The organism is Bradyrhizobium sp. Leo78, from assembly GCF_059512425.1.
In genome coordinates this window covers 114335-137620 of the sequence record NZ_JCAMOT010000018.1, presented here as the reverse complement: position 1 = coordinate 137620, position 23286 = coordinate 114335, and the positions used below count along the sequence as shown (strand labels likewise).

The following is a 23286-nucleotide window of genomic DNA, read 5'->3' as shown; positions in this document are numbered from 1 at the left end:
CCGGTGCATGACGCCAAGCGTCACACCTGGAGCGGGTATGTTTGCACCGCACACTGCGGCGGACGATGTGCCAAGGCCTAATTTTCAGGCAGCGCCGCTCCGCGTACTCTTTCAAGACTTTGTGAGAGGGTAACAAGGGCCGTTCCGGCCGCGTCGAGGGGAGAGCGGCAGACGTCGCTCCACGATCACCCCTCAGCAAGGATGACCACCATGACCTTCTCGACCCGTATCGGCCTCAGCGTCTCGGCCGCTCTCGTCGCCCTCAGCGTCGCGCTCTCGCCTGCAGCCTTCGCTCAGGACAAGATGGGCAAGGACGACGCCATGAAGAAAGACACGATGTCCAAGGACACGATGTCCAAGGATGCCATGTCGAAGCATGACGGCATGAAGAAAAGCGACGGGATGATGAAGAAGGACGACGCGATGAAGAAAGACGACGGCATGAAGAAGAACTGATCGCCGTCGCGTCTGAGAAGGACTCGCCGCGAGCGCTTCTCGCGGAGAGTCCTTTACATCGAGTATCGAGAGCAAACTTTGCTGGTCTCGATGGTGTCGCAGCAAAGCCTCACCGCTTTTTCTTGCCGCGTTCCTTGCGGGCGGCGTAGCGCGCGTCGCGCTTGGCCTTCTGCTCGGCCTCGAGCGCGGCTTGCCGCGCGGCTTCCTCTTCCTTCTCGCGAGCGATTCGCGCCACTTCCGCGGCGGCAGCCTCTTCCGCGAGGCGCTGTTGCTCGGCCTTGGCCGCCTCGCGCGCAAGCCTTGCCTGCTCCCGGTTGGCGGCGAGCGCCGCGCGCTCGGCGGCGCGCGCCTGCACCGCGGGATCATCGGGCCCGGGACGGGAACGGAATTTTTGCAAAATGTTCTGCCGGGACTGCTGCGCAGCCTTCTGGCGGTCGGAAAAGTTCGGTTCCTTGAAGCCGCTCATACAGAGAGCCTTGTTATCTTCACTGCTGGTTGGAGGAATGATGAAAATCGGGTTCGGCACAGCACATAAGTGAACCCGGGGCAAAATGCCAGCGTCCAATTTGGCATGCCAAACGGGGAAGCTATCCGTAGTCCGCAATGTGCGCGCGGGAGAAGTGAGCCCATCGCCGAGAGCAATACGGTGATGCGCGTCGAACTTCGCTAAAATTCTGGCCGAGCTAGAAGCTGTCGCGGTGGCGGGAGGTTCCCAGCACCCTGGCCACCGTCTGCGCCGTCATGGCCACGCGATCGGAGGTCCGCTGCGCTTCGAGCTTGTCCCGGGCTTTCTCGCGGATCAGGAGCTGGATCAATTCGAGCCGCTTGCTCTCGTCGACCGCTTCCGCCAGCAGTTTTTTGTAGCGATGATAGTCGTAGCCCGTTTCTTGTTTACCCATGTTGTTTACCCATGGCACGCTCCGCACACGCGCTTCCCGGAAGGCGCGCAGTGTTGAGCAGCGCGGGGACGCGCGCAACGGATTTGCGACACTTATGCCCAGGCTTTGCAGATTTGATCTGAAGTTGTTGTGATCACACGGGCACTTGCGAAGCAGCTACTGCAACCACGATCTCTTCTGCGGTGACGGTGCGGGAACCGACACGATCATGACAGACCCGAGGGGAGGCGGCAGCCGCCGCGGCGCGATTGCCGGTCTCTTGATTGCGGCCGCGATGCTGGCAGCGGGCTTGTGGCTGGCGCGCGAACTGACCGCGGCGAGCAAGATGCAGGACTGCCTGATGTCCGGGCGGACCAACTGCAACGTGATCCAGCCGGCGCAATAAGCGGCGGGCGCCAGCGCTAAAACGCCGCGGGGCGACTGTGATTCCGATCACAGGAAGAGGGGCGACGAGGTCCTATGCTCCGCACAAACTGAACAGGAACGATCGCATGATCCACCAACTCTATAGCCGCAAGGGATTAGCGCTGCTGGCCGCTATCGTCGTGATCGGTCTTGGCGTGGCGCTCCTGTCAGCCGGCAGCCTCTCTCAGGAGACGGTGGCGAGCGCGGCGCTCGGGCCGGGGTGGCAATGCAGCCGCATCGCCTTTGTCATGACGACCTGCACCAGGGATGCAAGGCCGGAGCGCGCGCGTGCGCACGCGGAGCAGCCGTCGCCCGGTTAGGCTTCCCGTTGATCGACAGGTCAGCACGCATCGCGTGTGACCGCCGCAAAATAACCGCGGACGTGACCGCTATACCCTGAGATTCGCGCGGACCTTCCCGCGTTGGCGCGAGGCGGGCTTTCGTGGTCTAGTGCGTGCATTGCACGAAGCGACTGGCGTTCGACACTCTTGGAGTTTTCCGTCCGATAAGCAGTAATTTGCGCCTCACGGGATGGCTGACCGCGATCGGCCGTCAGTGGTTGCGCTTACCCATGCAAAGGCCGTGATCGTACGGACTTGCCCGTTATCGTTTCCTGACATCCAAATGCATTGTGCGGGGCATTCAATCCTCGTGATTGATTGCCACGCGTTCACTCGTCATTCGGTTTGTCGGTTCAATGTCGCATCATCTGCTGAAGGCCATCGACGCCATCTATCAATCCGCGGCGGAGCCGTCGCATTGGCCGCTGGCCCTGCAGAGGATTGCCGATTGCCTCGACGATGTCGGCGCTATCCTGCTCTATGGCAGGGACGACGGAAGTTTTGGCGCCATCCAGTCCGCCTCGCTCGATGTGATCGCGGAAGAATACATGCGCGAGTGGACGTTTCGGGATATCCGCGCGATCCGTGCGCGCGAGCGCGGCTATTTCTTCAATCGTGATGTCCTGACCGACCGTGACGTCGTCTCCGACGAGGACATCGCAACCGACCCCTTCTATTCCGAGCTGCTTCGGAAACACGGCCTGAAATATTTCGCCGCCGCAACGGTCTCGCCGGATGCGAAGATCGAGGTGGCGATAAGCATCCAGCGCGCGAGCAGCAAGCCGGTCTATAGCGACGCCGAGCTCGATCTCGTGGCCGAGCTCGGCCGTCACGTCGAGCGCTCGCTTCGCCTTGGCATTCGCCTGATGGACTCCGAACTAAGCAAGCTTGGCCTCGGCGCCGCGCTCGCGAGGTTGGGAACCGGGGTCTTTGTGCTCGATTCGGTCGGCCGCGTGATCTTCTCCAACCCGAAGGCGGAGTCGCTGCTCGGGGATGGGCTCGAGATCGTGGAGGAGAAGCTTGCCGCGGGATCGCTGGCGCTGAATTCGCCGGCCTCCGCGGCGATGAAACGTCTCGCGGCGTACCGTCCCGAGGATGTTCTGGCTGGCGAAAAGCCGATCATCGTGCACCGGCGGACGTCGGGACGGCCGCTTGCGCTCTATGTCCTGCCGGTCTCGATGGCGGCCAACAGCATCAACCAGTTCCTGACCCAGGCCAGGCTGCTCATCCTTGTCGTCGACCCCGACAACAGCAGCCCACCGGACCCGTCGCTGATCCGCGATGTGCTCGGCCTGACGCTGGGCGAGGCGAGGGTGACGGCGCTGGTCGGCACCGGCCAGTCGCCGCGCGACGCCGCCGACAAGCTCGGCATCACCGAGGAGAGCGCCCGGACCATCCTCAAGCGCGTGTTCTCCAAGGTGGGCGTGTCGCGGCAAGGCGAACTGGCGGCGCTATTGGCGCGGCTGGTGCTCAAATAGCCCGGTTGCCGGCGCAAGGCCCGGCAGACCGGCCGTATCGCCCTCGAACGCCAGAGAAAATCATCGGACAGTTCCCATTTGGGGAATGTCGGCGCGCCCGCGACCGGTGAAGAGATCGGCATGACCGACGGTCGGGTGAGGCGGGCGCCAGCAGCGCCTCACCTCCGACGATGGCAACGAGACCAAGCTTTTGGGAATTGGCGCGCCCGGGTTTTGCTCGGGGCGTGGTTGGCGGGGCCAAACCACGCGGCGGCATTGATCTTCGCCGCTCGCGTCAGCTCTGCTCCAATTCAGGCCATTGTTCCAGGGCCGAGAACGGCGGCGAATTTTACCGGCAGGACATTCCGGCTTCCATCTCGCCCCAGAAGCCGCACTGCGTGGCGGGCCTTGCGTGCAGTTCGTTCCGGAGTACCAGCAGGCAGGCCCCCACCAGAAGGGCAGCCGAGAGCGTGACAAGCAGTTTTCTCATCGAGTTCCAGTGAATCGCGGACGGGAATCTGCGAGCCGCCTTAAGGCATGCCGGCGCCGCCAGCAAGGCGCACTGGACGCAAACCTGCCCATCTTCTCTGGCCGCCAATAACCGGCTGCTCTGGCCGCCAATAACCGGCAGCCCGCCTATCCACCCGAACAGGGGGCTACACCGTTGCCGTCAGTTGGCCCAGGCGGTCGCTCAGCGCCCGGATGGTCGATTTGAGATTGTCCCGTCGCGTCGAGAGCGTTCTGGCGAGCAGCGGATATCGCGGGTCCGCAGCGTTGCTGACCCCTCCGGAGGCTTCCTCCGTCGCGATATCGCAATCGAGGATCCTGACAGACCTTTGCAGATCCTTGAGCATCGTCTGGATGACGATGACGTCACGTAACGCGGTGATGCTGGAATTCCCAGTCTGAGACGCGGCACCCATGGGCATTGCTCCCGCTTGATCCAACTCGGCGCAGCCTCGTCGGGGGCTGCAGTGTCGGAGCAGCGATTAGCAAGACCTTTGCCAAATTCGGCAACGAGGGATTAACCATGCCAAAGCGCCTCCCGCGTGCCTCTCCAGCGGTCGCGCGAGCCGCGGAGCCTTGCCCCGGAAGACGTCTCGCCCGAGCGCGCTACTCATCAAACGGCCCCAGGGTGCGCTGGGGCCGCCAACCTTGGAGGTTTTCCTCCGGCCGGTGGGGGTAGGGGGCGTTCGACCGGAGGCTGGGATTCGACGCTGGCCCCGCGGTTTCGTTCCTCGCCCGCCGGACACTACCTGCCGACGCGCGCCAGGCCGTCGGCGATCCGGCTCTTTTTCCGCACCTTGATTCTGAAATCCTCGATCCGTTTTCCCAACCTCAGCTGCGCGACCAGCCAGCGTGGCTTCTTGCCTCGACCAGCCCAGGTTTCCGATGGCTGATCAGGATTGCGGTACTTGGGCCGTATCTCCGGATATGGCCGACGCGCCGAAGCGGGGACCCGCAGCTTCCTCAGACGATCTTCCAACTGCGCCTTCATCGACTGAATCTTCTGTCGCAGGACGTCAGCGAGTTCGACACGCAACGTCCACAGGCGGTCAGAACTCATCCGCTTGAGTTCGGTTCGTCTCATGACATGACTCCATCACGATCCCAACCTCATAATGATCGCTCATTATCCACCCGCCTCCCGCTGGGTACGCTGCGACAAAACGTGCCTCAACAATGACGAATCCGTGTAAGAGTGCATCATCGTCTGCAAGATGATTTGATGATCAAATTCGCAGCTTGCGAACCTTTCTGCAGCCCTCGCGCAATTGCGCAAGAAAGCGACCATCGATATCAATCGGGACGGCGGCGCCCTCTCTCAGCTCATGATTCTTTCGCGATGGCTCATCAACTGTTGTTCCTGTGCACAGGCAATTATTATCGCAGCCGGTTTGCAGAAGAGCTATTCAATCACCGCGCAGGGCTGGCCGAGTTGAACTGGCGCGCCTTCTCGAAAGGGGCCGCGGAAAGAGGATCGCCCGACAATGTCGGCCCAATGTCGCCTTTCGCTCTCGATGGTCTGCAGGCCAGGGGCATCCGGCCGATCGGAAACTTGCGGTACCCTCAACCCTGTACCCTGCCTGACCTGGAGAGCGCGGATCTCATCATCGCGCTGAAGGAAGCAGAGCATCGGCCGCTCATCGAACGGCGTTTTCCGGAGATGGCGGACAGGGTGAGATACTGGCATGTGGACGACGTGGACGTCGCCAAGCCTGCCATTGCCTTGGCCTTGATCGACCGCCACGTCGACGATCTATTGGGCTCGCTTTCGGACGCGCGCGCGTCCTGAACGGCGCGGATCGTCTTCATCGTCAGGCGTAGCGCAGCCGTCGTCGGAGGCAGCCTAACGGAGATCGATCTGCCGGCCGTCGTGGGTGTGGAAGACTAGTGCGCGGTCCGCCTGGCCTTGGTCGCCTTCTGCTGCCGGTAAGCTTTGAATTGAGTCAGTATCTGCTGCGGATTCAGCTTTTCCGCCTGCCTGACCTGCTCTCTTAACCATTCCAACTCGGCGAGCTGTTCGAGTAGATCAGGTGAAAATAGTTCCAATAATGATCGTCGGTTCCTGGAAATCCGGAGCTTCTGCCGCAATTACGCAACTCCCATACGCACGCGTGCATTCTCTGGATACCTTTTACGCTGAGCGGTGATCGCGATATATCCGGGAAACCACTGCCACTACTTAAGGCTGAGATTCCGCGTTGCAGCGACCGGATCGAACAGCCATGAAGACCAGGACTTGAGTGCCGTTGCCAAGTTGCCGGGGCTCCGTCACCGAGGCGGCGACACCACGCCGGCGGTTTATCGACCCCGTCGAACAGGCGCAGGATCGGTGGGCGTCAGGAAGACCACGTCGCGGGTCTCCGCCTGGATCCCAGCGTCATGTTTTTACTGTTATTTTGGGCTCTGCCATGCTGGCGGCAGGTCCACGATTATATTATTGAAAGGCTCGATGGCCGATACCGCGCCAAGACGGTCCCATAGCTCAACTGGATAGAGTAGCGGATTTCTACTCCGCGGGTTGCAGGTTCGAATCCTGCTGGGATCGCCATTCGCCGAATCACCCGCTGCCATCTTCCGCACCACCACAGTCCAGTCAGGGCTGACGGCAGCCTCCTTGAAATCAGACGGGCGGGCCTCGCAATCCCCGAGATGCGACCGCCCAGGGCAGGCCCGCAGGGCCAACCGAATTGCAGCGCCGACGCAATCTCCCTCGCGCAGGTAAGGGCCGCGACCGTAATTCGCACCCGGCCGAATTGTTTCCAAATGTTTCTGACAGTAGGGAGGTGGACGCTGCCGAAAAAAGCTTGGACGGGAGGGGTCGATGACCTTGATGCAGAGAGTAAAACGCAAGCTGTTCCCGCCTCGCGAAGTCATCGAGGGGTATGAGAGCGAGGAGTTGGTCGAGACGATCTTCCACAAGACCATCGCTTACGATCCTACCGGCGACTGGCCGCTCGTGGCCGGGATCAATTCAGTGCTCGATTTCGGAGGCGGCGCCGGCCTGCATTACAAGCTCGCCCGCAAGCAGGCGCCGGACATCCGCTGGGCGGTGGTGGAAACGCCGGCCATGGCGCGCCGCGCGCGTCAGTTGGCGACCAATCGGCTGATGTTCTTCAGCGATATCCGCGAAGCCGCCGACTGGCTCGGAGACATCGAGCTGATGCACTCGAACGGCGCCATCCAATACGTCCCGGAAGCAATCGAGACCATCCGCACTTTGTGTGCCACGCGGCCTGCGGCGATGGCATGGTATCGCGTGCCGATCAGCGACGCCAATGCCAAGGCAGAGGTGCAGACATCCTTCCTCAGCGACAATGGACCGGGAGCGCTGCCGACGTCGAAGGACAAGCTCGTCAAGTACGCCAGGAACTGGATTCCGGCGCAATCATTCCTCGCCGCGCACGAGGGCTATCGCGTCGCCGAGCATAGCCCGGATCCGCGCGAGCACGGCACCCAGCAGTTCCGCTTCGTTCGACACTAAGGCTGGGTACCCGCCCAGCCTGCCGATGCGAAAGATCCGATTTTTCGGCAACTCGATCCGAACCATTTTCTCGCATCGGGCGACAAAGGCGTGCGGGTGGAGCGCGGGTTGCGGTCCACGGTCACCGCCTGCCGTGCCGGCGCTCCGCCGGCCGGGGATAATGACTGGTTTGGCAATGCCTGTTTGCGACTTCTTCGCTACGTTGTTTCCGCGCCATCAGTCTGTCACCTTTTCGCGCCCTTTTCTTCGTCACGCGGCGTTCGCTCGCCGCCCCGGGAGATCCGTCATGATGGGTTTGGTTCGTGTCGCAGCTTTTTGCGCAGCGCTGGCGCTTGGCCTCGCGACGGCGCAGGCGGCTGACAAGGCGTTCAAGCGCGACGAACTTGCCGATTCCGCGATCAAGCTGGAGGCGCAGATCAAGAGCGAGGCGGGGCCGGTCGCCAAGAGCACGGCGACGCTGAAGACCGATGCGGATGCCGCCTTCCGCCGCGCGGACTTCCGCTCCGGCTTGCAGATCCTCGGCCAGATCGCCGCCACCACGCCGGAGGACAGCGGCAACTGGCTGCGGCTCGCCCGCACCATCTTCCAGATCCGCACGTCGACCTCGAGCGAGCAGACCTTCCTGCTCGAGCGCGCCTCGACCGCCGCCTACATCGCCTACCAGCGTGCTGGCAACCAGGCAGAGGAGGCCGATGCGCTGGCCGTTCTCGGCCGGGCATTTTCGGATCGCAAACTGTGGCGGCCGGCGCTCGATGCTTTCAGGATGTCGCTCGACATGCGCGAGGTCGCCGACGTCCGCGGCCAATATGAGAAGATGCGCGACGAGCATGGCTTCCGGCTGCTCGACTACAGCGTGGACTCTGATGGCGCGACGCCGCGGGCCTGCTTCCAGTTCTCCGAGGAATTGGCCAAGCGCGTCGATTTCGCGCCGTTCGTGGCGCTTGCCGGCACTGACAAGCCGGCGCTCTCCACCGAGGGCAAGCAGCTCTGCGTCGACGGGCTGAAGCACGGCGAGCGCTACAACATCAACCTGCGCGCCGGCCTGCCGTCGACCGTGAAAGAGGTGCTGCCGAAGTCGGGCGAATTCAACATCTATGTCCGCGACCGCAAGCCGTTCGTGCGCTTCACCGGCCGCGCCTATGTGCTGCCGCGCACCGGCCAGCGCGGCATCCCCGTGGTCAGCGTCAACACGCCGGCCGTCACCATCAACGTGTTCCGGATCGGCGACCGCAACCTGATCAACACGGTGATCGACAGCGACTTCCAGCGCACGCTGAGCAGCTACCAGCTCTCCGACCTCGGCGACCAGCGCGGGATGAAGGTCTGGTCCGGCGAACTCGCGACCGCGACCACGCTCAACCAGGACGTTGTCACCGCGTTCCCGGTCGACCAGGCGCTCGGCGACCTGCAGCCCGGCGTCTATGTCATGACCGCCGCCGCCAAGGGGCCGAGCAGCGACGATGACGGCACGCTGGCGACGCAATGGTTCATCGTCTCCGACATGGGGCTGACGGCGTTCTCCGGCAATGACGGCATCCATGTCTTCGTCAATTCGCTGGCGTCCACCGAGCCGGTCGCGAAAGTCGACGTGAAGCTGGTCGCCCGCAACAACGAGATCCTGGCCACGCGCAAGACCGATGAGACTGGTCACGTGCTGTTCGAAGCCGGGCTGGCGCGCGGCGAGGGCGGCCTGTCGCCGGCGCTGCTGACCGTGATGAGCGAGAAAGCGGACTATGCGTTCCTGAGCCTCAAGTCCAACGCGTTCGATCTGACCGATCGTGGGGTCGCAGGTCGCGCGGTGCCCTCGGGCGCCGATGCCTTCGTCTATGCCGAGCGCGGCGTCTACCGCTCCAACGAGACCGTCTATCTGACCGCGCTCTTGCGGGACGGGCAGGGCAACGCCATGACCGGCGGCCCGCTGACGCTGGTCATCGAGCGTCCCGATGGCGTTGAATTCCGCCGCGCCGTGCTGCCCGACCAGGGCGCCGGCGGCCGCACCATGGTCGTCGCGCTCAATTCGGCGGTGCCGACCGGCACCTGGCGCGTGCGTGCGTTCACCGATCCGAAGGGCTCTTCGGTCGGCGAGACCACCTTCATGGTCGAGGACTACATCCCTGAGCGGATCGAATTCGATCTGACTGCCAAGGACAAGGTCATCAAGGCTGAAGTTCCAGTGGAACTTAAGGTCGACGGTCATTTCCTTTACGGCGCGCCGGCTTCCGGGCTGCAGCTCGAAGGCGACATGCTGGTGACGACGGCGGCCTCGGGGCGTCCCGGCTATCCCGGCTACCAGTTCGGCGTCGCCGACGAAGAGAGCGCCAGCAATGAGCGCACCCCGATCGAGAACCTGCCGGAGTCGGACGCCAAGGGCGCGGCCGTCTTCCCGGTGAAGCTGGAGAAGGCGCCGACCTCGACCCGGCCGCAGGAAGCGCAGATCTTCGTCCGCATGGCGGAGACCGGCGGTCGCTCGGTTGAGCGGAAGATCGTGCTCCCGGTGGCGCCGGCGAGTTCGCTGATCGGCATCAAGCCGCTATTCGGCGACAAGAGCGTGGCCGAGGGCGACAAGGCCGAATTCGACGTCGTGTTCGTCGATCCCGACGGCAAGCAGCTCGCGCGCAACGGCCTGCGCTACGAACTCCTGAAGATCGAGTCGCGCTACCAATGGTACCGCCAGGGCTCGTCCTGGGATTTTGAACCCGTGAAGTCGACGAGCCGTGTCGCCGATGGCGATGTCAATCTCGCCGCCGACAAGCCGTCGCGGCTGTCGTTCGCGCCGCAGCCGGGCCGCTATCGCCTCGACGTCAAGTCCAGCGATGCCGACGGTCCGCTGACCTCGGTGCAGTTCGATGTCGGCTGGTATTCCGATGGCAGCGCCGACACGCCGGATCTGTTGGAGACCTCGATCGACAAGCCGGAATACCAGTCCGGCGATACCATGGTCGTCTCGGTCAATGCCCGCTCCGCCGGGCGCCTGACCGTCAACGTGCTCGGCGATCGCCTGCTGACGACGCAGACCGTTGACGTCAAGGAAGGCACGCAGCAGGTCAGGCTCACCGTCGGCAAGGACTGGGGCACCGGCGCTTATGTGATGACGACCTTGCGCCGTCCGCTCGATACCGCCGCGCAGCGCATGCCGGGCCGCGCGATCGGCCTAAAATGGTTTGGTATCGACAAGAAGGCTCGCACGCTCGCGGTGACGCTCTCGCCGCCGTCGCTGGTGCGGCCGGGCTCGGCGTTGAATATCCCGGTCAAGCTCGACGGGCTCAATCCCGGCGAGGACGCGAAGGTCGTGGTGGCTGCCGTCGATGTCGGCATCCTCAACCTCACCAATTACAAGCCGCCGGCGCCTGATGATTACTATCTCGGCCAGCGCCGCCTGACGGCCGAAATCCGCGACCTCTACGGGCAGCTCATCGACGGCATGCAGGGCACGCGCGGCCAGATCAGGACCGGCGGCGATTCCGGCGGCGCCGAATTGCAGGGCTCGCCGCCCACGCAGAAGCCGCTTGCGGTCTATTCCGGCATCGTCACCGTCGGCGCCGACGGCACCGCCGAGATCAGCTTCGACATTCCGGAATTCGCCGGCACAGCGCGGGTGATGGCGGTGGCATGGAGCGCCACCAAGCTCGGCCGCGCCACCACCGATGTCATCGTGCGCGATCCCGTGGTGCTGACCGCGACGTTGCCGCGCTTCCTGCTCAATAGCGACCGCGGCACCATGAGCATGGATATCGACAATGTCGAGGGCGAAGCCGGCGACTACATCATCAACGTCAAGGCGTCCGGTCCGGTGAAGCTCTCGGGCAATCCTGCCACCACGGTAAGGCTCGCCGCCAAGCAGCGCACCTCGTTGTCGCTGGCACTCGATGCCGGCGGAGCCGGCGCCGGCAATCTCGATGTCGACATCACAGGCCCGAACGGCCTGACGCTGGCGCGCCACTACGCGCTCGATGTCAAGCCGGCGACGCAGGTGCTCGCGCGGCGCTCGGTCCGCACGCTGGCGAAGGGCGACAGCCTGACGCTGACGTCTGACATGTTCACCGATCTCGTGCAGGGCACCGGCGGCGTGTCGGTGTCGGCGAGCCTATCGACCGCGCTCGACGCCGCCACCATCCTCAAGGCGCTCGACCGCTATCCGTATGGCTGCTCCGAGCAGATCACGAGCCGCGCGATGCCGCTGCTCTATGTCAACGATCTCGCTGCCGGTGCGCATCTGGCGATGGACACCGCGGCCGACCAGCGCATCAAGGATGCGATCGAGCGGCTGCTCGCCCGCCAAGGCCCGAACGGCTCGTTCGGCCTGTGGTCGGCCGGCGGTGACGACGCCTGGCTCGATGCTTACGTTACCGACTTCCTGACCCGCGCCCGCGAGAAGGGGTTTGTGGTGCCGGACGTGCTGTTCAAGAGCGCGCTCGACCGCATCCGCAATGCCGTCGTCAACGCGAACGAGCCGGAGAAGGACGGTGGCCGCGATCTCGCTTATGGCCTCTACGTGCTCGCCCGCAATGGCGCGGCCCCGATCGGCGACCTGCGCTACCTCGCGGACACCAAGCTGAACAACCTCGCGACCCCGATCGCCAAATCGCAGCTCGCGGCCGCGCTGGCGCTGGTCGGCGACCGGACGAGGGCGGAGCGGGTCTATGCCGCCGCGCTCGAGGCGCTCAATCCAAAGCCGGTGCTCGAGTTCGGCCGCACCGATTACGGCTCGGCGCTGCGCGATGCCGCCGCGCTGGTCTCGCTCGCCGGCGAGGGCAACGCACCGCGTGCGACCATGATCGGCGCCGTCGAGCGTATCGAGGCGGCGCGGGGGCTAACGCCTTACACCTCGACCCAGGAGAATGCCTGGCTGGTGCTGGCCGCCCGCGCGCTCGCCAAGGAAACGCTAAGCCTCGACGTCGACGGACAGCCGGTCAAGACCGCGGTGTTCCGCAGCTACAAGGCCGAGGCGATGGCCGGCAAGCCGATCAAGATTACCAACACCGGTGAGGCGCTGGTGCAGGTCGTGGTCTCCGTGTCGGGCTCGCCGGTGACGCCGGAGCCTGCCGCTTCCAACGGCTTCAAGATCGAGCGCAATTATTTCACGCTCGACGGCAAGCCCGCGGACGTCAGCAAAGCGAAGCAGAACGACCGTTTCGCCGTGGTCTTGAAGATCACCGAACCAAAGCCGGAATACGGCCACATCATCGTGTCGGACTATCTGCCGGCCGGCCTCGAGATCGACAACCCGCACCTCGTATCCTCCGGCGACTCCGGCACCCTCGACTGGATAGAGGACGGCGAGGAGCCCAAGCACACTGAGTTCCGCGATGACCGCTTCACCGCAGCGATCGACCGCGCCAGCGGCGCCAAGTCGGTGTTCACGGTGGCCTATGTCGTCCGCGCGGTCTCGCCGGGCAAATACGTGCTGCCGCAGGCCTATGTCGAGGACATGTACAACCCCTCGCGCTACGGCCGCACCGGCACCGGCACCGTGGAGGTACGCGCGGCGAAATGAGTGATGGTGGGATGAGGGACGGTGCCATGAACGGGACGGCGTCTCCACAGACACCATCGTCATGCCCGGGCTTGACCCGGGCATCCACGCCTGCCGCGGAGAAGAACGTGGATGGCCGGGACAGGCCCAGCCATGACGTCCGTGGTAGCAGGCGGCGCGTCATACGCATCGCTGCGTTTGCTGCGGCTGTTCTCATTGTCACTGCATCTGCCTTCACCGTCTGGGCCATCTCCCTCGGCCCGTTGCCACTTGCAGACGCGCGCAAGGTCTCCACCACAATCGTCGACCGCAATGGAAAACTGCTGCGCGCCTACGCGATGGCCGACGGCCGCTGGCGGCTGCCGGTCCATGCGAAGACATCAGTCGATCCGACTTATCTGAAGCTGTTGCTCGGCTACGAGGATCGTCGGTTCTATTCCCATCGCGGCGTCGATCCGCTGGCGCTCTCGCGCGCCGCGTTGCAGCTCGTTACCTCCGGCCACATCGTCTCCGGCGGCTCGACCATCACGATGCAGCTCGCGCGGCTGATGGAGCCACGGCGCGAGCGTTCGCTCTACGCGAAACTGCGCCAGATCGTGCGCGCCGTTGAGATTGAACGGCAACTCGACAAAGACGAGATCCTCAACCTCTATCTCGCGCTGGCGCCGTTCGGCGGCAATCTCGAAGGCGTGCGCGCGGCATCGATCGCCTATTTCGGCAAGGAGCCGAAGCGGCTGACGCTGGCGGAAGCGGCGCTGTTGGTCGCACTGCCGCAATCGCCGGAGCGGCGGCGGCTCGATCGCTATTCGGACGCCGCGCGCGAGGGGCGCGACCGCGTGCTCGATCGCATGGTGGAAGAGGGCGTGCTGCCCGTCGATGATGCGGCGCAGGCCAAGTCGGAAGCCGTGCCGAAATATCGCAAGCCGATGCCGATCCTGGCGCCGCATTCCGCCGACCAGGCGCTCGCGACGATGAAGGATGCGAGCCTCATCCGGCTGACGCTCGATGCCACGCTGCAGAAGAATCTGGAATCGCTCGCCCGCGATCGGGCCGTCGCGCAAGGGCCGAACATCTCGGTCGCCATCATCGCGGTCGACAATGAAAGCGGCGACATCCTCGCCCGCGTCGGTTCGCCCGACTATTTCGACGAGCGCCGGGCAGGGCAGGTCGACATGACGCGCGCGGTGCGCTCGCCCGGCTCGACGCTGAAGCCGTTCATCTATGGCCTCGCCTTCGAGGACGGCTTTGTGCACCCCGAGAGCCTGATCGACGACCGCCCGATCCGCTTCGGCTCCTACGCGCCGGAAAATTTCGACATGACATTCCAGGGCACCGTGCCCGTGCGCAAGGCGCTGCAATTGTCGCTCAACGTGCCCGCGATCGCGCTGCTCGACCGCGTCGGCGCGAGCCGGTTGTCGTCGCGCCTGAAGCAGGCGGGCACCAGCCTGGTGCTGCCGAAGGACGAGGCGCCCGGGCTGGCGATGGGGTTAGGGGGCGTCGGCATCACCCTGCAGGATCTGGCGCAGCTCTATGCCGGCTTCCCCCGGCTCGGCACCACCAAGCCGCTTCGCGAGATCATGCTGGCACGGGACGAGCGCGAGCCGATGCGGCTGATGGACCAGGTTGCCGCCTGGCAGGTCGGCAATGTCCTGGTCGGCACGCCGCCGCCGGAAAACGGCGTGCACAACCGGATCGCGTTCAAGACCGGCACCAGCTATGGCTACCGCGACGCCTGGTCGGTCGGCTTCGATGGCCGCATCACCATCGGCGTCTGGGTCGGCCGTCCCGACGGCGCGCCGGTGCCGGGGCTGGTCGGGCGCAGCGCGGCGGCGCCAATCCTGTTCGACGCCTTTGCGCGGACCGGCAGGATTCCAGCGGCGCTGCCGAGGGCGCCGAAGGGAACGCTGGTCAGCGGCAACGCCAAGCTGCCGCTCCCGCTGCGCCGGTTCCGTCCCATAGGGGAACTGGTCCGGGCGGGCAGCGATCAGGCACCGCATATCCAGTTCCCGGTGAACGGCTCGCGCATCGATGTTGATCGGGCGGCCGGCGGCGAGGTCACGCCAATGCCGGTCAAGGTCGCCGGCGGTGTCCTGCCGTTAACCATGCTGGTCAACGGGGTCGCGATTGGCGATCTCGATAGCCGCCGCCAGCGGCTGATCGATCCGCCGGGCCCCGGCTTTGCGCGATTGACCGTGATCGACGCCACCGGGGCCGCCGATACGGTGGTCATCCGGGTGCAGTGACCCGGAGCCCACACAGGGGACAAAACGGAACCTCTGCGGTTGTTTGGCCTACGGTTTCATCGTATGCGAAGCCCATGGTTGAGACCGTCAATGTCAGACGTTTCGGAGCAGGGCAACAGCCTGTAAAACCTGCGCATTCCAGCCGCAGGCTGGCGCTCGCATTCGAGTTTGCGACCGCCAATCATAAGCGCTCGGTCCTGTTCCTGGTGCTGTGCTGCCTGATCCTGTTCCTGCCCGGCTTCTTCGCCATCCCGCCGATCGACCGCGACGAGGCGCGCTTTGCGCAGGCGACCAAGCAAATGGTTGAGAGCGGCGATTTCGTCGACATCCGCTTCCAGGACGATGTCCGCTACAAGAAGCCGGTCGGCATCTACTGGTTGCAGGCCGCAGTCGTTGAAACGGCGTCCGCCCTCGGCCTGCCGCGGGCGCAGACACGGATCTGGCTCTACCGGGTGCCGTCACTGATCGGCGCGATCGGCGCCGTGCTTTTGACCTATTGGACCGCGCTTGCCTTCGTCACCCGGCGCGGCGCGGCGCTGGCGGCGCTGATGATGGCAAGCTGTGTGCTGCTCGGGGCCGAGGCGCGTCTGGCGAAGACCGATGCGATGCTGCTGCTGTCAGTCACGGCCGCGATGGGGGCGCTGGCACGGGTATATCTGTCCTGGCAGCGCGGCGAGGATCCCGCGCATCCGCCGTGGGCGCCGCCTGCGATCTTCTGGACTGCGCTGGCCGGCGGCATCCTGCTCAAGGGGCCGCTGATCCTGATGTTTGTCGGGCTCGCCATCGCGGCGCTGGCGATCCTCGACCGCTCGCTGGAGTGGTTCTCCCGCATGCGCCCGGTCTGGGGCCTGATGTGGTGCCTGGTGCTGGTGCTGCCGTGGTTCGTCCTGATCTTCTTGCGCGCCGGCGAAACCTTCTTCGCCGACTCCGTCGGCGGCGACATGCTGAGCAAGCTCGGCGCGCAGGAATCCCATGGCGCGCCGCCCGGGCTCTATCTCGTCCTGTTCTGGATCACGTTCTGGCCGGGCGCGCCGCTGGCAGGTATGGCGGCACCGGCGGTGTGGCGGGCGCGGCGCGAGCCCGGCGCGCAGTTTCTGCTGGCCTGGCTGATCCCGTCCTGGATCGTGTTCGAGGCGGTGCTGACGAAATTGCCGCATTACGTGCTGCCGCTCTATCCCGCCATCGCGATCCTGACCGTCGGTGCGCTGGAACGGCGCGTGCTGTCGCGCTCCATCTGGCTGATCCGCGGCTCGGCCTGGTGGTTCGCGATCCCCGCGATCGCCGCCGTGATTGCGGTGGCTGGCGCAATCAAGCTGACCCATCAGCCCGCGTTTCCGGCCTGGCCGCTCCTGGCGGGTGCGATGATCTTCGGCCTGGCCGCCTGGTGGATGTTCGAGGACAGCCGCGCCGAGCGCTCGTTCCTGAATGCGGTGATCGCGGCGATGCTGCTTGCGATTGCCATCTATGGCCTGGTGGTGCCGTCGTTGAAGCCGCTGTTTCCGAGCGCCGAGGTCGGGTACCTCCTGCGCTACGCCAATTGTCCAAGTCCGAAGCTGGCCTCGGCCGGCTATCACGAGCCGAGCCTGGTCTTTTCGACCGACACCTCGATCGTCCTGACCGACGGTTCGGGCGCTGCGGATTTCCTGGCGCAAGGCGCATGCCGGTTTGCGCTGGTGGAGGCGCGTTCCGAGCGCAATTTCGTGCAGCGGGCCGAGGCGATCGGTTTGCGCTACAGCGCGGCGATGCGCATCGATGGCTATAACATCTCGCAGGGCAGGCCGATCTCCATTGGCATCTACCGTTCCGAGGACGTGCAGTAGAAAATGTCGGCGCCGGTCGTTCGCCACGAATCCGCAAGCTATCCAGCGCGCTTGGCCACGCTGACGGGGCGGTCGCTTGCCCAGCTTGTGCGCGCGCCGTCGCATTCGCGTCGCGCCGAAGCCGGCCGGCGCGCGGCGCGGCACGGGCTGGCGCTGATCGCGATCATCGGCGCCGCCATCATTGTGCTGATGCTTGCGTTCGATGTGCCTGAGATCAAGCTGATGCCGCCGCGCGGTACCGCAAGCCTGTGGTGGGTCCGCATTCTCACCGATTTCGGCAAGGATGCCTATGTGCTTTGGACCGTGGCCGGACTGTTGATCCTGGTTGCGATCATTGCGCCGGCGCTGCACGGCATTCGGCGATCCCTGCTGTTGGGACTAGGAACGCGGTTGCAGTTCCTGTTCTTCGCGGTGTTGTTCCCGGTCATGGTCGGCGACCTCCTGAAATGGGTCGTCGGGCGCGGCCGGCCGTTTGTGGGCGGCGAGCCCAACGCCTTCAACTTCTCGCATTTCGCCGGCAGCGAGGCCTATGCGAGCTTTCCCTCCGGGCATGCGACCACTGCCTTTGCGCTGGCCTTTGCGGTCTCCGCACTGTGGCCACGGCTGCGGTTCGTGATGCTGATTTATGCACTCGTGATCTGCGCCACCCGTCTGGTATTGCTGGCGCATCACCCGAGCGACGTGGTCGGCGGCGCGCTGGTCGGCGTGATCTGCGCCATGGCGGTGCGCTACTGGTTTGCGGCCCGGCGGCTCGGCTTTGCGATCCAGCGCGACGGCACGATCTACCCCCTTGCCGGCCCGTCACTGGACCGCCTCAAAAGGGTTGCCAAAAGGGTTGCCGGGCGCGCTTCCGCCCCATAAAAGCGGGCGCCGTGACGCCGTATCAGGCGGTTCCGGCCGCAAGGCCGTCCAAAGAGCCGAATATCCAGCCAAGAGTGCCGAATTGCCTTTTTCCGACCAGACCGCGGTGGCCGTCTCCATCGTTGTGCCCGTGCGCAACGAGGCCGAGAACATCGCGCCGCTGATTGCGGAGATCGCTGCCGCGCTTGGCCGCCGCTGGGTCTACGAGATCATCTATGTCGATGACGGTTCGACCGATGCGACCGCATCGCGGATCGGCGCGGCCATGAAGGAGCGCTCCAATCTGCGCCAGCTCCGGCACGTGGCCTCTTCGGGGCAATCGGCGGCCGTGCGCAGCGGCGTCCGTGCCGCGCGCGGCGCGATCGTCGCGACGCTGGATGGCGACGGCCAGAACGATCCCTCGTTCCTGCCGGATCTGATTGCCGCGGTTGAGAACGGGAGCGGCCGCATCGGGCTTGCCGCCGGCCAGAGGGTAGGGCGCAAGGATACCGGCTTCAAGAAACTGCAATCGCGCATCGCCAATGCCGTGCGCGGCGCGATCCTGCGCGACGGCACGCGCGACACCGGCTGTGGATTGAAGGCATTTCCGCGCGAGGTGTTCCTGATGATGCCCTATTTCGACGGGCTACATCGCTTCCTGCCGGCGCTGGTCCGCCGCGAGGGCTTTGAGATCGCCTATGTCGACGTGGTCGACCGTCCCCGCCATTCCGGCGTCTCGAACTACGGCTTCTTCGACCGGCTCTGGATTGGGATCATGGATCTCGCCGGCGTCTGGTGGCTGATCCGCCGCAAGAGGCCGACGCCCGTGGTCACGGAAGTGACCGAGGTGACCGAGGAGCAGTGATGCTGATTCAGTACGGTGAGGCGCTCGGCAACTACCTCTACGACGTCTTCGTCGCCAAGTTCGATTTCTGGCTTGCGTTCGGCCTGGTCGCGCAATTGCTGTTTACCGCGCGTTTCCTGGTGCAGTGGATTTCGAGCGAGCGCGCCGGACAGAGCGTGGTGCCGATGGCATTCTGGTTCTTCTCGATGGGCGGCGGATTGATGACGCTGATCTATGGCATCGCCAAGCGTGAGCCGGTCATCATTCTTGGCCAGGGACTGGCCACGATCATCTATGTCAGAAACATCATGCTGATCGTGAAGAGTCGCGGGAAGGGATCGAGGACGCTGGATCGCTGAGGGAGCCCGGTAACCGCACGACTCTCACTTGAAGCGCTCGATGATCCCGCAAAGACGATCGCAGGATTTCGCCAGGTGCTTGTTTGGCACCGTCGCGATGCCCAGAAGAAGCCCCGATCGTCCGGAATCCGGCCGTGCGTACCAAGTTGATAAAGCGGATGGTGCCATTCCGAACGCGAGGGTTTCCCTGGCGATGGATGTGTCCGGCGCGCCGTCGGGCAATCGTAGCAGCACCGCCAATCCCGCCGTTGTGATGCTGGCAGCCTCGACGTGCGGCCGCAGGCACTCCAGCAAGGCGTCGCGCTGAGCAAAGTAGGCACGTTTGGTGCGCCGAAGATGGCGCAGGTAGTGGCCTTCGCGCATGAATTCGGCGGTCGCGAGCTGCACGGACGGCCCGGGCGGCGGCGCCAGGCACGCGGCGACCTCCGCGAAGCGCGACGAGAGCGAGGCGGGCGCGACGAGGAAGCCGAGCCGCAAGGTCGGACTGATGGTCTTGCTGAAGGAGCCGATGTGGATGACGCGCCCGGCGCGATCAAGTGAGGCGAGCGCCGGCGCGGCTCGCCCCCTGAGCTGCAGTTCGCTCAGATAGTCGTCTTCGATCACCCATACGCTTGCTTGAGCGGCCCAATCGAGCAGACGCAATCGGCGTTCCAGTGATAGAGTAACCCCGAGCGGCGCCTGCTGCCCGGGGGTGACGACAACCAGCTTGGCGTCCGGGGCGTGGCGCAGCCCATGGTCGACATCGATGCCGCTGTCGTCGACTGGTATTGGTACAAGCGATAATCTTGCGAGCTCCAGGCCGTGGCGGGTGAACGGGAAGCCGGGGTCCTCTGTCCAGGCTTTCTGTCCCTCGAGGCCAAGGACGCGGAGCGCCAGTCCGAGTCCGCCGCTGTATCCCCCGGTTATGATGACCTGCGAGGCCGAACATTCGATACCACGGGCGATGGCAAGATAGGCGGCGATTTCCCGCCGCAGTTCAAGTTCACCGCGAGGGTCCGGGTAAATGGGTGCTGCGCGCGCCTCAGTGCGAATGGCATGGGCGCGGATTCGTGCGAGCAGCGTGGCCGGAAATGTTTCCTTTGCAGGTACCCCCATCTGAAAGATGGCCGGTCCCTGGGTCATCTCCCGATACATCTCCATGAACGAGCCCGGATCAGGCGGCTGCTCGGAGCGGGTGACTGCGCGAGGCCGATCCGCGACATGGGTGCCGGCGGCCCGCGAAGCGACGATGAGCTGCGCTGCGGACAGCTTCTCGTAAGCCGCGCGCACAGTGCCGCGGGCGACGCCAAGCTGCGCCGCAAGGTCCTGCCAGGACGGCAGGCGCGCGCCGGGTGCGAGCACGCCGCTCTCGATCGCCGCGCCGATACCCTTTCGGATCTGCTCAGCCAGCGGCGTCTTCGCAGAGCGGTCGAGTTCCAATTTGAGCGGCTTGGTCACGTGGCTCGTAGTACACGATTTTCGTGCGTTCTTGGTGCTTTTTTCCGACCTAAGGGGAGGACATTTAATGGAGCGAAAGGTGAGAGCCATGAAGATACGAACTGTCATTGCCGCAGCATCCGCTGCCATTGCCATTGCCATTGCATCTGCTTCGCCCATTTCCGCCCAGGATGTCGGCGGCAAGGTCACGACGAACTTCGAGCAGACGATACCCAACATTCCCGGCAAGTCTCTGATCGCGGTGGTCGTCGACTACCCGCCGGGTGGAGCCTCGGCTCCGCATACCCACGCAAAATCGTCCTTCATCTACGCCTATGTCATTTCCGGAAGCATCGAGTCGAAGGTGAACGACGGAGCAACGCGGGTCTACAAGGCGGGTGGGAGTTGGTCCGAACCACCCGGCGCCAGCCATTCTATCAGCCGCAATGCGAGCAGGACCGAGCCGGCAAAGCTGCTCGCTGTCTTCGTCGTCGATACCGACGACAAGGCACTGACCACACCAGTCAAATAGAGCCTGAAGACCAAGGAGAATAACGATGACCAAGCGTCTCGATTACAACCAAGTCGCGCCGAACGGCGTAAAAGCCCTTGGCGGCGTCTATGGCTATATCATGCAGAGCGGTCTTCCCGCCGAGCTGGTTGACCTGGTTTACTTGCGGGTTTCGCAGATCAACAACTGTGCCTATTGCCTCGACATGCACACCCGCGACCTCATCAAGAAGGGTGTGAAGGTCGAGAAGCTTGCGCTGGTGCAGGCTTGGGCGGAGGCTGGCCATCTCTTCAGCGAGCGTGAGCGTGCCGCGCTTGCCTGGGCCGAAACGGTGACACGTGTGTCAGAGACCGGCATACCGGATCAAGCATTCAACGCCGCGCGCACAGTCCTCGAGGAAAAGGAACTGGTCGATCTCACGATCGCGATCGGCTTGATGAATGTCTACAACCGGTTGGCCATCGGCTTCCGGAACACGCCACAGGCAGTACTCGAAAATAACAGGGCTCTCGTTCAGTAATCGACGCCCGGTCGTCGACACCGGGCGTCCAAGTTCGTGCTATTTGATTTCCCACGACGTGTTGTGCGGGATGTCCATCGCAAAATAGTCACCCGCGCCTGCCAGCGCAGGCATATTGATGCAAGCAAATGGTTCGCTCCCGGTGATCCCCTTATACTTCCCGGTACCGCCGGTGATGATATGAGTGCCGCAATCCATCTTCGCCTGGGACTTGTCGAGATCGCGCGTATCGAAGGTCGAGAAAATCTTGTCGCCCTCACTGTCGGCCAGCACGCAGGCACCGTCAATGTACTTCTTGTCGCCGGATGAGAGATTAAGCGCCAAAGCACCGCACGTATTGTCAGTTGTCCTGACGTTATTGCGCCATGCGGAATCTTACGCGCTGGTCGATCTCTCATCGGATGAAATTACGTCGGAGATGATTGACGCACTTCTGCGTGACTCGTAGCGTTTGCGGCCTCACGGTGCACACCTCCGAACGTATGGCAATCGTGTCTTCGGGCGACGCAACATGTTTCCCAGGTGCGTCAGATCACGTAGAATGCAGTTGCCCTTCAGGCGGGACGTGCCGAAATCACCGTCCGGGGCGAACGAGCAGCACTGGCGCCATCGGCAGGCACGCGCTCTTAAGAGACCGTTTTTTCGGTTCGCACCACCATTCACCACGAACTTTGCGCGCCGCTTTTGCAGCGGCTCGTTGCGCAACGTCGGGAGAAAAGCGATGAGCAAGATCGATCGAAGGTCCGCGCTGGGAATCGGCTTGGCAGCGGCTTCGGCGGCTATGATGAAGCCAGCCGCCGCTCAAACCTCGGGCTACAAGGACACCACGCCGTGGCCAGGTGTCGTGGTCCGTGCCTACGACGGTGAGACACCATCCATCATTCCCGGCTTTAAGACCGTCTCAATGCGCGATGTCATTATGCAGCCGGGATCGAAGACGATGGGTCCCCCGATGATGAATGCCATGATCTGTCATATCCCGGAGGGGGAGCTTCGGATTGAACAGGAAGGAAAGACCTTTACGGCCAAGAAAAACTTTGTCTGGACCTGCAACAAGGACACGAAAGAGCAGGCGTACAACGATGGGAATGTGGTCGCGATAATGCGGATCACGGACCTGAAGGCTTAAGGCTCGCTTGTTCGCAAAAGATCGATTGCAGGAGCGGATGGCGCACGAGACGAGGCGCCATCCGCTCGGAGCCGATCACCTCGTCCCGTGTATGAACGCTTGCATCTCCTCCAGGGTAAGCTTGCCATCTCTATTGCTGTCCATCGCCTTGAAAATCCGTTCGTGAGCTGTCTGAAACTCCTGCAGTGAGATGGTCCCATCGCTGTCGGCGTCCATCAGAGCGAACATCATACGCATCATAAAGGGTGGTCCCATCGCGCTCCCACCCATCATGCCGCGCCCCATCATATGTCCTCCCATCATGCCGTGCCCCGTCATACCGCCTTGTCCCATCGTGCTCGCGCCGTCCTGGCTGGTGGGATGGGATTGCATTTGTTGCTGATCTGGCTGAGGCGTCATTCGGTCCTGTGCAATCGCGCCGACAATGCCGTTCGCCAGAACGAGAGCAGATACCGTGAATCCTAGAACGCGCGTGTACATTTCGAGCCTCCTCGGAAACTTGTGTCCCCCGTCCCATTAATGCCGCACGAGAGATATTGATCCTCTGATCTCGGCTTCGCCGAGGCAGCCTGGAGAGGATGGAAA

At 63.9% G+C, this 23286-nt stretch carries 24 protein-coding genes and 1 tRNA gene; 16 read left to right on the top strand and 9 right to left on the bottom strand.

Features of this window, described 5'->3' with window-relative positions:
• The first annotated feature begins 210 nt into the window (after positions 1 to 210).
• Positions 211 to 456 carry a pentapeptide MXKDX repeat protein gene (locus tag AC5ZG1_RS22785; RefSeq protein ID WP_028166814.1) on the top strand — a complete coding sequence of 82 codons (246 nt, stop codon included), beginning with the start codon at positions 211 to 213 and terminating at the stop codon, positions 454 to 456.
• 109 nt (positions 457 to 565) lie between these two features.
• Here the strand turns inward: AC5ZG1_RS22785 and AC5ZG1_RS22780 are convergent, their stop codons facing one another.
• Both AC5ZG1_RS22780 and AC5ZG1_RS22775 read right to left on the bottom strand, forming a co-directional pair.
• Entirely contained in the window at positions 566 to 922 is a 357-nt protein-coding gene (locus AC5ZG1_RS22780) for a DUF6481 family protein (RefSeq protein ID WP_456641593.1), read from the bottom strand.
• 217 nt (positions 923 to 1139) lie between these two features.
• Positions 1140 to 1355, bottom strand: a complete 216-nt coding sequence (locus AC5ZG1_RS22775; RefSeq protein ID WP_028166816.1) for a hypothetical protein — start codon at positions 1353 to 1355, stop codon at positions 1140 to 1142.
• A gap of 208 nt (positions 1356 to 1563) precedes the next feature.
• Here AC5ZG1_RS22775 and AC5ZG1_RS22770 point away from each other — a divergent pair, with 208 nt between their 5' ends.
• The 3 genes from AC5ZG1_RS22770 to AC5ZG1_RS22760 all read left to right on the top strand — a co-directional run bounded on the left by AC5ZG1_RS22770 (position 1564) and on the right by AC5ZG1_RS22760 (position 3579).
• Positions 1564 to 1740, top strand: coding sequence for a hypothetical protein (locus AC5ZG1_RS22770; protein ID WP_165435193.1), 177 nt, complete (start codon positions 1564 to 1566; stop codon positions 1738 to 1740).
• 106 nt (positions 1741 to 1846) lie between these two features.
• A complete protein-coding gene (locus AC5ZG1_RS22765; RefSeq protein WP_028166817.1) occupies positions 1847 to 2080 on the top strand; it encodes a hypothetical protein in 234 nt (77 codons plus the stop codon).
• Between the two features lie 377 nt (positions 2081 to 2457).
• Entirely contained in the window at positions 2458 to 3579 is a 1122-nt protein-coding gene (locus tag AC5ZG1_RS22760) for a helix-turn-helix transcriptional regulator (protein WP_496134137.1), read from the top strand.
• Positions 3580 to 3907: 328 nt separating this feature from the next.
• Here AC5ZG1_RS22760 and AC5ZG1_RS22755 read toward each other — a convergent pair whose 3' ends face one another.
• The 3 genes from AC5ZG1_RS22755 to AC5ZG1_RS22745 all read right to left on the bottom strand — a co-directional run bounded on the left by AC5ZG1_RS22755 (position 3908) and on the right by AC5ZG1_RS22745 (position 5056).
• Complete coding sequence (locus tag AC5ZG1_RS22755) at positions 3908 to 4048, bottom strand: hypothetical protein (RefSeq protein WP_165435194.1); 141 nt, start codon at positions 4046 to 4048, stop codon at positions 3908 to 3910.
• A 166-nt stretch (positions 4049 to 4214) separates the two neighbouring features.
• Positions 4215 to 4481, bottom strand: a complete 267-nt coding sequence (locus AC5ZG1_RS22750) for a hypothetical protein (RefSeq protein WP_496134136.1) — start codon at positions 4479 to 4481, stop codon at positions 4215 to 4217.
• Positions 4482 to 4810: 329 nt separating this feature from the next.
• Positions 4811 to 5056, bottom strand: coding sequence for an H-NS histone family protein (locus AC5ZG1_RS22745; RefSeq protein ID WP_456641597.1), 246 nt, complete (start codon positions 5054 to 5056; stop codon positions 4811 to 4813).
• Between the two features lie 231 nt (positions 5057 to 5287).
• Here AC5ZG1_RS22745 and AC5ZG1_RS22740 point away from each other — a divergent pair, with 231 nt between their 5' ends.
• Positions 5288 to 5854: an arsenate-mycothiol transferase ArsC gene (locus tag AC5ZG1_RS22740; protein ID WP_496134135.1), complete on the top strand. Its 567-nt coding sequence runs from the start codon at positions 5288 to 5290 to the stop codon at positions 5852 to 5854.
• A 95-nt stretch (positions 5855 to 5949) separates the two neighbouring features.
• Here AC5ZG1_RS22740 and AC5ZG1_RS22735 read toward each other — a convergent pair whose 3' ends face one another.
• Entirely contained in the window at positions 5950 to 6153 is a 204-nt protein-coding gene (locus AC5ZG1_RS22735; protein ID WP_496134134.1) for a hypothetical protein, read from the bottom strand.
• Positions 6154 to 6536: 383 nt separating this feature from the next.
• Between AC5ZG1_RS22735 and AC5ZG1_RS22730 the strand changes: the two genes are divergently transcribed.
• The 8 genes from AC5ZG1_RS22730 (at position 6537) to AC5ZG1_RS22695 (ending at position 19125) form a co-directional block, all read left to right on the top strand.
• Positions 6537 to 6613, top strand: a tRNA-Arg gene (locus AC5ZG1_RS22730).
• A 273-nt stretch (positions 6614 to 6886) separates the two neighbouring features.
• A complete protein-coding gene (locus AC5ZG1_RS22725) occupies positions 6887 to 7546 on the top strand; it encodes a class I SAM-dependent methyltransferase (RefSeq protein ID WP_456641598.1) in 660 nt (219 codons plus the stop codon).
• Positions 7547 to 7832: 286 nt separating this feature from the next.
• Complete coding sequence (locus tag AC5ZG1_RS22720) at positions 7833 to 13040, top strand: alpha-2-macroglobulin family protein (protein ID WP_496134133.1); 5208 nt, start codon at positions 7833 to 7835, stop codon at positions 13038 to 13040.
• On the top strand, positions 13037 to 15262 hold the full coding sequence (pbpC, locus tag AC5ZG1_RS22715; protein ID WP_496134132.1) for a penicillin-binding protein 1C: 2226 nt from the start codon (positions 13037 to 13039) through the stop codon (positions 15260 to 15262). Before AC5ZG1_RS22720 ends, pbpC begins: the two co-directional genes overlap by 4 nt.
• 74 nt (positions 15263 to 15336) lie before the next feature.
• Complete coding sequence (locus AC5ZG1_RS22710; RefSeq protein WP_496134131.1) at positions 15337 to 17082, top strand: ArnT family glycosyltransferase; 1746 nt, start codon at positions 15337 to 15339, stop codon at positions 17080 to 17082.
• Between the two features lie 3 nt (positions 17083 to 17085).
• Positions 17086 to 17943, top strand: a complete 858-nt coding sequence (locus tag AC5ZG1_RS22705) for a phosphatase PAP2 family protein (protein ID WP_456641602.1) — start codon at positions 17086 to 17088, stop codon at positions 17941 to 17943.
• A gap of 82 nt (positions 17944 to 18025) precedes the next feature.
• Complete coding sequence (locus tag AC5ZG1_RS22700) at positions 18026 to 18787, top strand: glycosyltransferase family 2 protein (protein WP_456641603.1); 762 nt, start codon at positions 18026 to 18028, stop codon at positions 18785 to 18787.
• Positions 18787 to 19125, top strand: a complete 339-nt coding sequence (locus AC5ZG1_RS22695) for a lipid-A-disaccharide synthase N-terminal domain-containing protein (RefSeq protein ID WP_028166827.1) — start codon at positions 18787 to 18789, stop codon at positions 19123 to 19125. Before AC5ZG1_RS22700 ends, AC5ZG1_RS22695 begins: the two co-directional genes overlap by 1 nt.
• A 24-nt stretch (positions 19126 to 19149) precedes the next feature.
• Here the strand turns inward: AC5ZG1_RS22695 and pdxR are convergent, their stop codons facing one another.
• Positions 19150 to 20562, bottom strand: a complete 1413-nt coding sequence (gene pdxR / locus AC5ZG1_RS22690; RefSeq protein ID WP_130223498.1) for a MocR-like pyridoxine biosynthesis transcription factor PdxR — start codon at positions 20560 to 20562, stop codon at positions 19150 to 19152.
• A gap of 88 nt (positions 20563 to 20650) precedes the next feature.
• Between pdxR and AC5ZG1_RS22685 the strand changes: the two genes are divergently transcribed.
• A complete protein-coding gene (locus tag AC5ZG1_RS22685; RefSeq protein ID WP_456641604.1) occupies positions 20651 to 21073 on the top strand; it encodes a cupin domain-containing protein in 423 nt (140 codons plus the stop codon).
• A 25-nt stretch (positions 21074 to 21098) separates the two neighbouring features.
• Positions 21099 to 21572: a carboxymuconolactone decarboxylase family protein gene (locus AC5ZG1_RS22680; protein WP_130223494.1), complete on the top strand. Its 474-nt coding sequence runs from the start codon at positions 21099 to 21101 to the stop codon at positions 21570 to 21572.
• Between the two features lie 39 nt (positions 21573 to 21611).
• On the opposite strand, the gene AC5ZG1_RS22675 is transcribed toward AC5ZG1_RS22680, so the two are convergent.
• Positions 21612 to 21896 carry a hypothetical protein gene (locus AC5ZG1_RS22675; RefSeq protein ID WP_456641605.1) on the bottom strand — a complete coding sequence of 95 codons (285 nt, stop codon included), beginning with the start codon at positions 21894 to 21896 and terminating at the stop codon, positions 21612 to 21614.
• Positions 21897 to 22293: 397 nt separating this feature from the next.
• On the opposite strand from AC5ZG1_RS22675, the gene AC5ZG1_RS22670 reads away from it, so the two are divergent.
• The gene (locus AC5ZG1_RS22670) at positions 22294 to 22701 is read left to right on the top strand and encodes a hypothetical protein (RefSeq protein ID WP_028166831.1); all 408 of its coding nucleotides are present in this window, start codon (positions 22294 to 22296) and stop codon (positions 22699 to 22701) included.
• A 75-nt stretch (positions 22702 to 22776) separates the two neighbouring features.
• On the opposite strand, the gene AC5ZG1_RS22665 is transcribed toward AC5ZG1_RS22670, so the two are convergent.
• Positions 22777 to 23181 carry an EF-hand domain-containing protein gene (locus tag AC5ZG1_RS22665; RefSeq protein ID WP_456641606.1) on the bottom strand — a complete coding sequence of 135 codons (405 nt, stop codon included), beginning with the start codon at positions 23179 to 23181 and terminating at the stop codon, positions 22777 to 22779.
• Between the last annotated feature and the right edge of the window lie 105 nt (positions 23182 to 23286).

Coding starts and splice junctions, on each gene's coding strand:
- AC5ZG1_RS22785 (WP_028166814.1), top strand. CDS start 211: ATGACCTTCTCGACCCGTATCGGCCTCAGCGTCTCGGCCGCTCTCGTC.
- AC5ZG1_RS22780 (WP_456641593.1), bottom strand. CDS start 922: ATGAGCGGCTTCAAGGAACCGAACTTTTCCGACCGCCAGAAGGCTGCG.
- AC5ZG1_RS22775 (WP_028166816.1), bottom strand. CDS start 1,355: ATGGGTAAACAAGAAACGGGCTACGACTATCATCGCTACAAAAAACTG.
- AC5ZG1_RS22770 (WP_165435193.1), top strand. CDS start 1,564: ATGACAGACCCGAGGGGAGGCGGCAGCCGCCGCGGCGCGATTGCCGGT.
- AC5ZG1_RS22765 (WP_028166817.1), top strand. CDS start 1,847: ATGATCCACCAACTCTATAGCCGCAAGGGATTAGCGCTGCTGGCCGCT.
- AC5ZG1_RS22760 (WP_496134137.1), top strand. CDS start 2,458: ATGTCGCATCATCTGCTGAAGGCCATCGACGCCATCTATCAATCCGCG.
- AC5ZG1_RS22755 (WP_165435194.1), bottom strand. CDS start 4,048: ATGAGAAAACTGCTTGTCACGCTCTCGGCTGCCCTTCTGGTGGGGGCC.
- AC5ZG1_RS22750 (WP_496134136.1), bottom strand. CDS start 4,481: ATGGGTGCCGCGTCTCAGACTGGGAATTCCAGCATCACCGCGTTACGT.
- AC5ZG1_RS22745 (WP_456641597.1), bottom strand. CDS start 5,056: ATGAAGGCGCAGTTGGAAGATCGTCTGAGGAAGCTGCGGGTCCCCGCT.
- AC5ZG1_RS22740 (WP_496134135.1), top strand. CDS start 5,288: ATGATCAAATTCGCAGCTTGCGAACCTTTCTGCAGCCCTCGCGCAATT.
- AC5ZG1_RS22725 (WP_456641598.1), top strand. CDS start 6,887: ATGACCTTGATGCAGAGAGTAAAACGCAAGCTGTTCCCGCCTCGCGAA.
- AC5ZG1_RS22720 (WP_496134133.1), top strand. CDS start 7,833: ATGATGGGTTTGGTTCGTGTCGCAGCTTTTTGCGCAGCGCTGGCGCTT.
- pbpC (WP_496134132.1), top strand. CDS start 13,037: ATGAGTGATGGTGGGATGAGGGACGGTGCCATGAACGGGACGGCGTCT.
- AC5ZG1_RS22710 (WP_496134131.1), top strand. CDS start 15,337: ATGGTTGAGACCGTCAATGTCAGACGTTTCGGAGCAGGGCAACAGCCT.
- AC5ZG1_RS22705 (WP_456641602.1), top strand. CDS start 17,086: ATGTCGGCGCCGGTCGTTCGCCACGAATCCGCAAGCTATCCAGCGCGC.
- AC5ZG1_RS22695 (WP_028166827.1), top strand. CDS start 18,787: ATGCTGATTCAGTACGGTGAGGCGCTCGGCAACTACCTCTACGACGTC.
- AC5ZG1_RS22685 (WP_456641604.1), top strand. CDS start 20,651: ATGAAGATACGAACTGTCATTGCCGCAGCATCCGCTGCCATTGCCATT.
- AC5ZG1_RS22680 (WP_130223494.1), top strand. CDS start 21,099: ATGACCAAGCGTCTCGATTACAACCAAGTCGCGCCGAACGGCGTAAAA.
- AC5ZG1_RS22670 (WP_028166831.1), top strand. CDS start 22,294: ATGAGCAAGATCGATCGAAGGTCCGCGCTGGGAATCGGCTTGGCAGCG.
- AC5ZG1_RS22665 (WP_456641606.1), bottom strand. CDS start 23,181: ATGTACACGCGCGTTCTAGGATTCACGGTATCTGCTCTCGTTCTGGCG.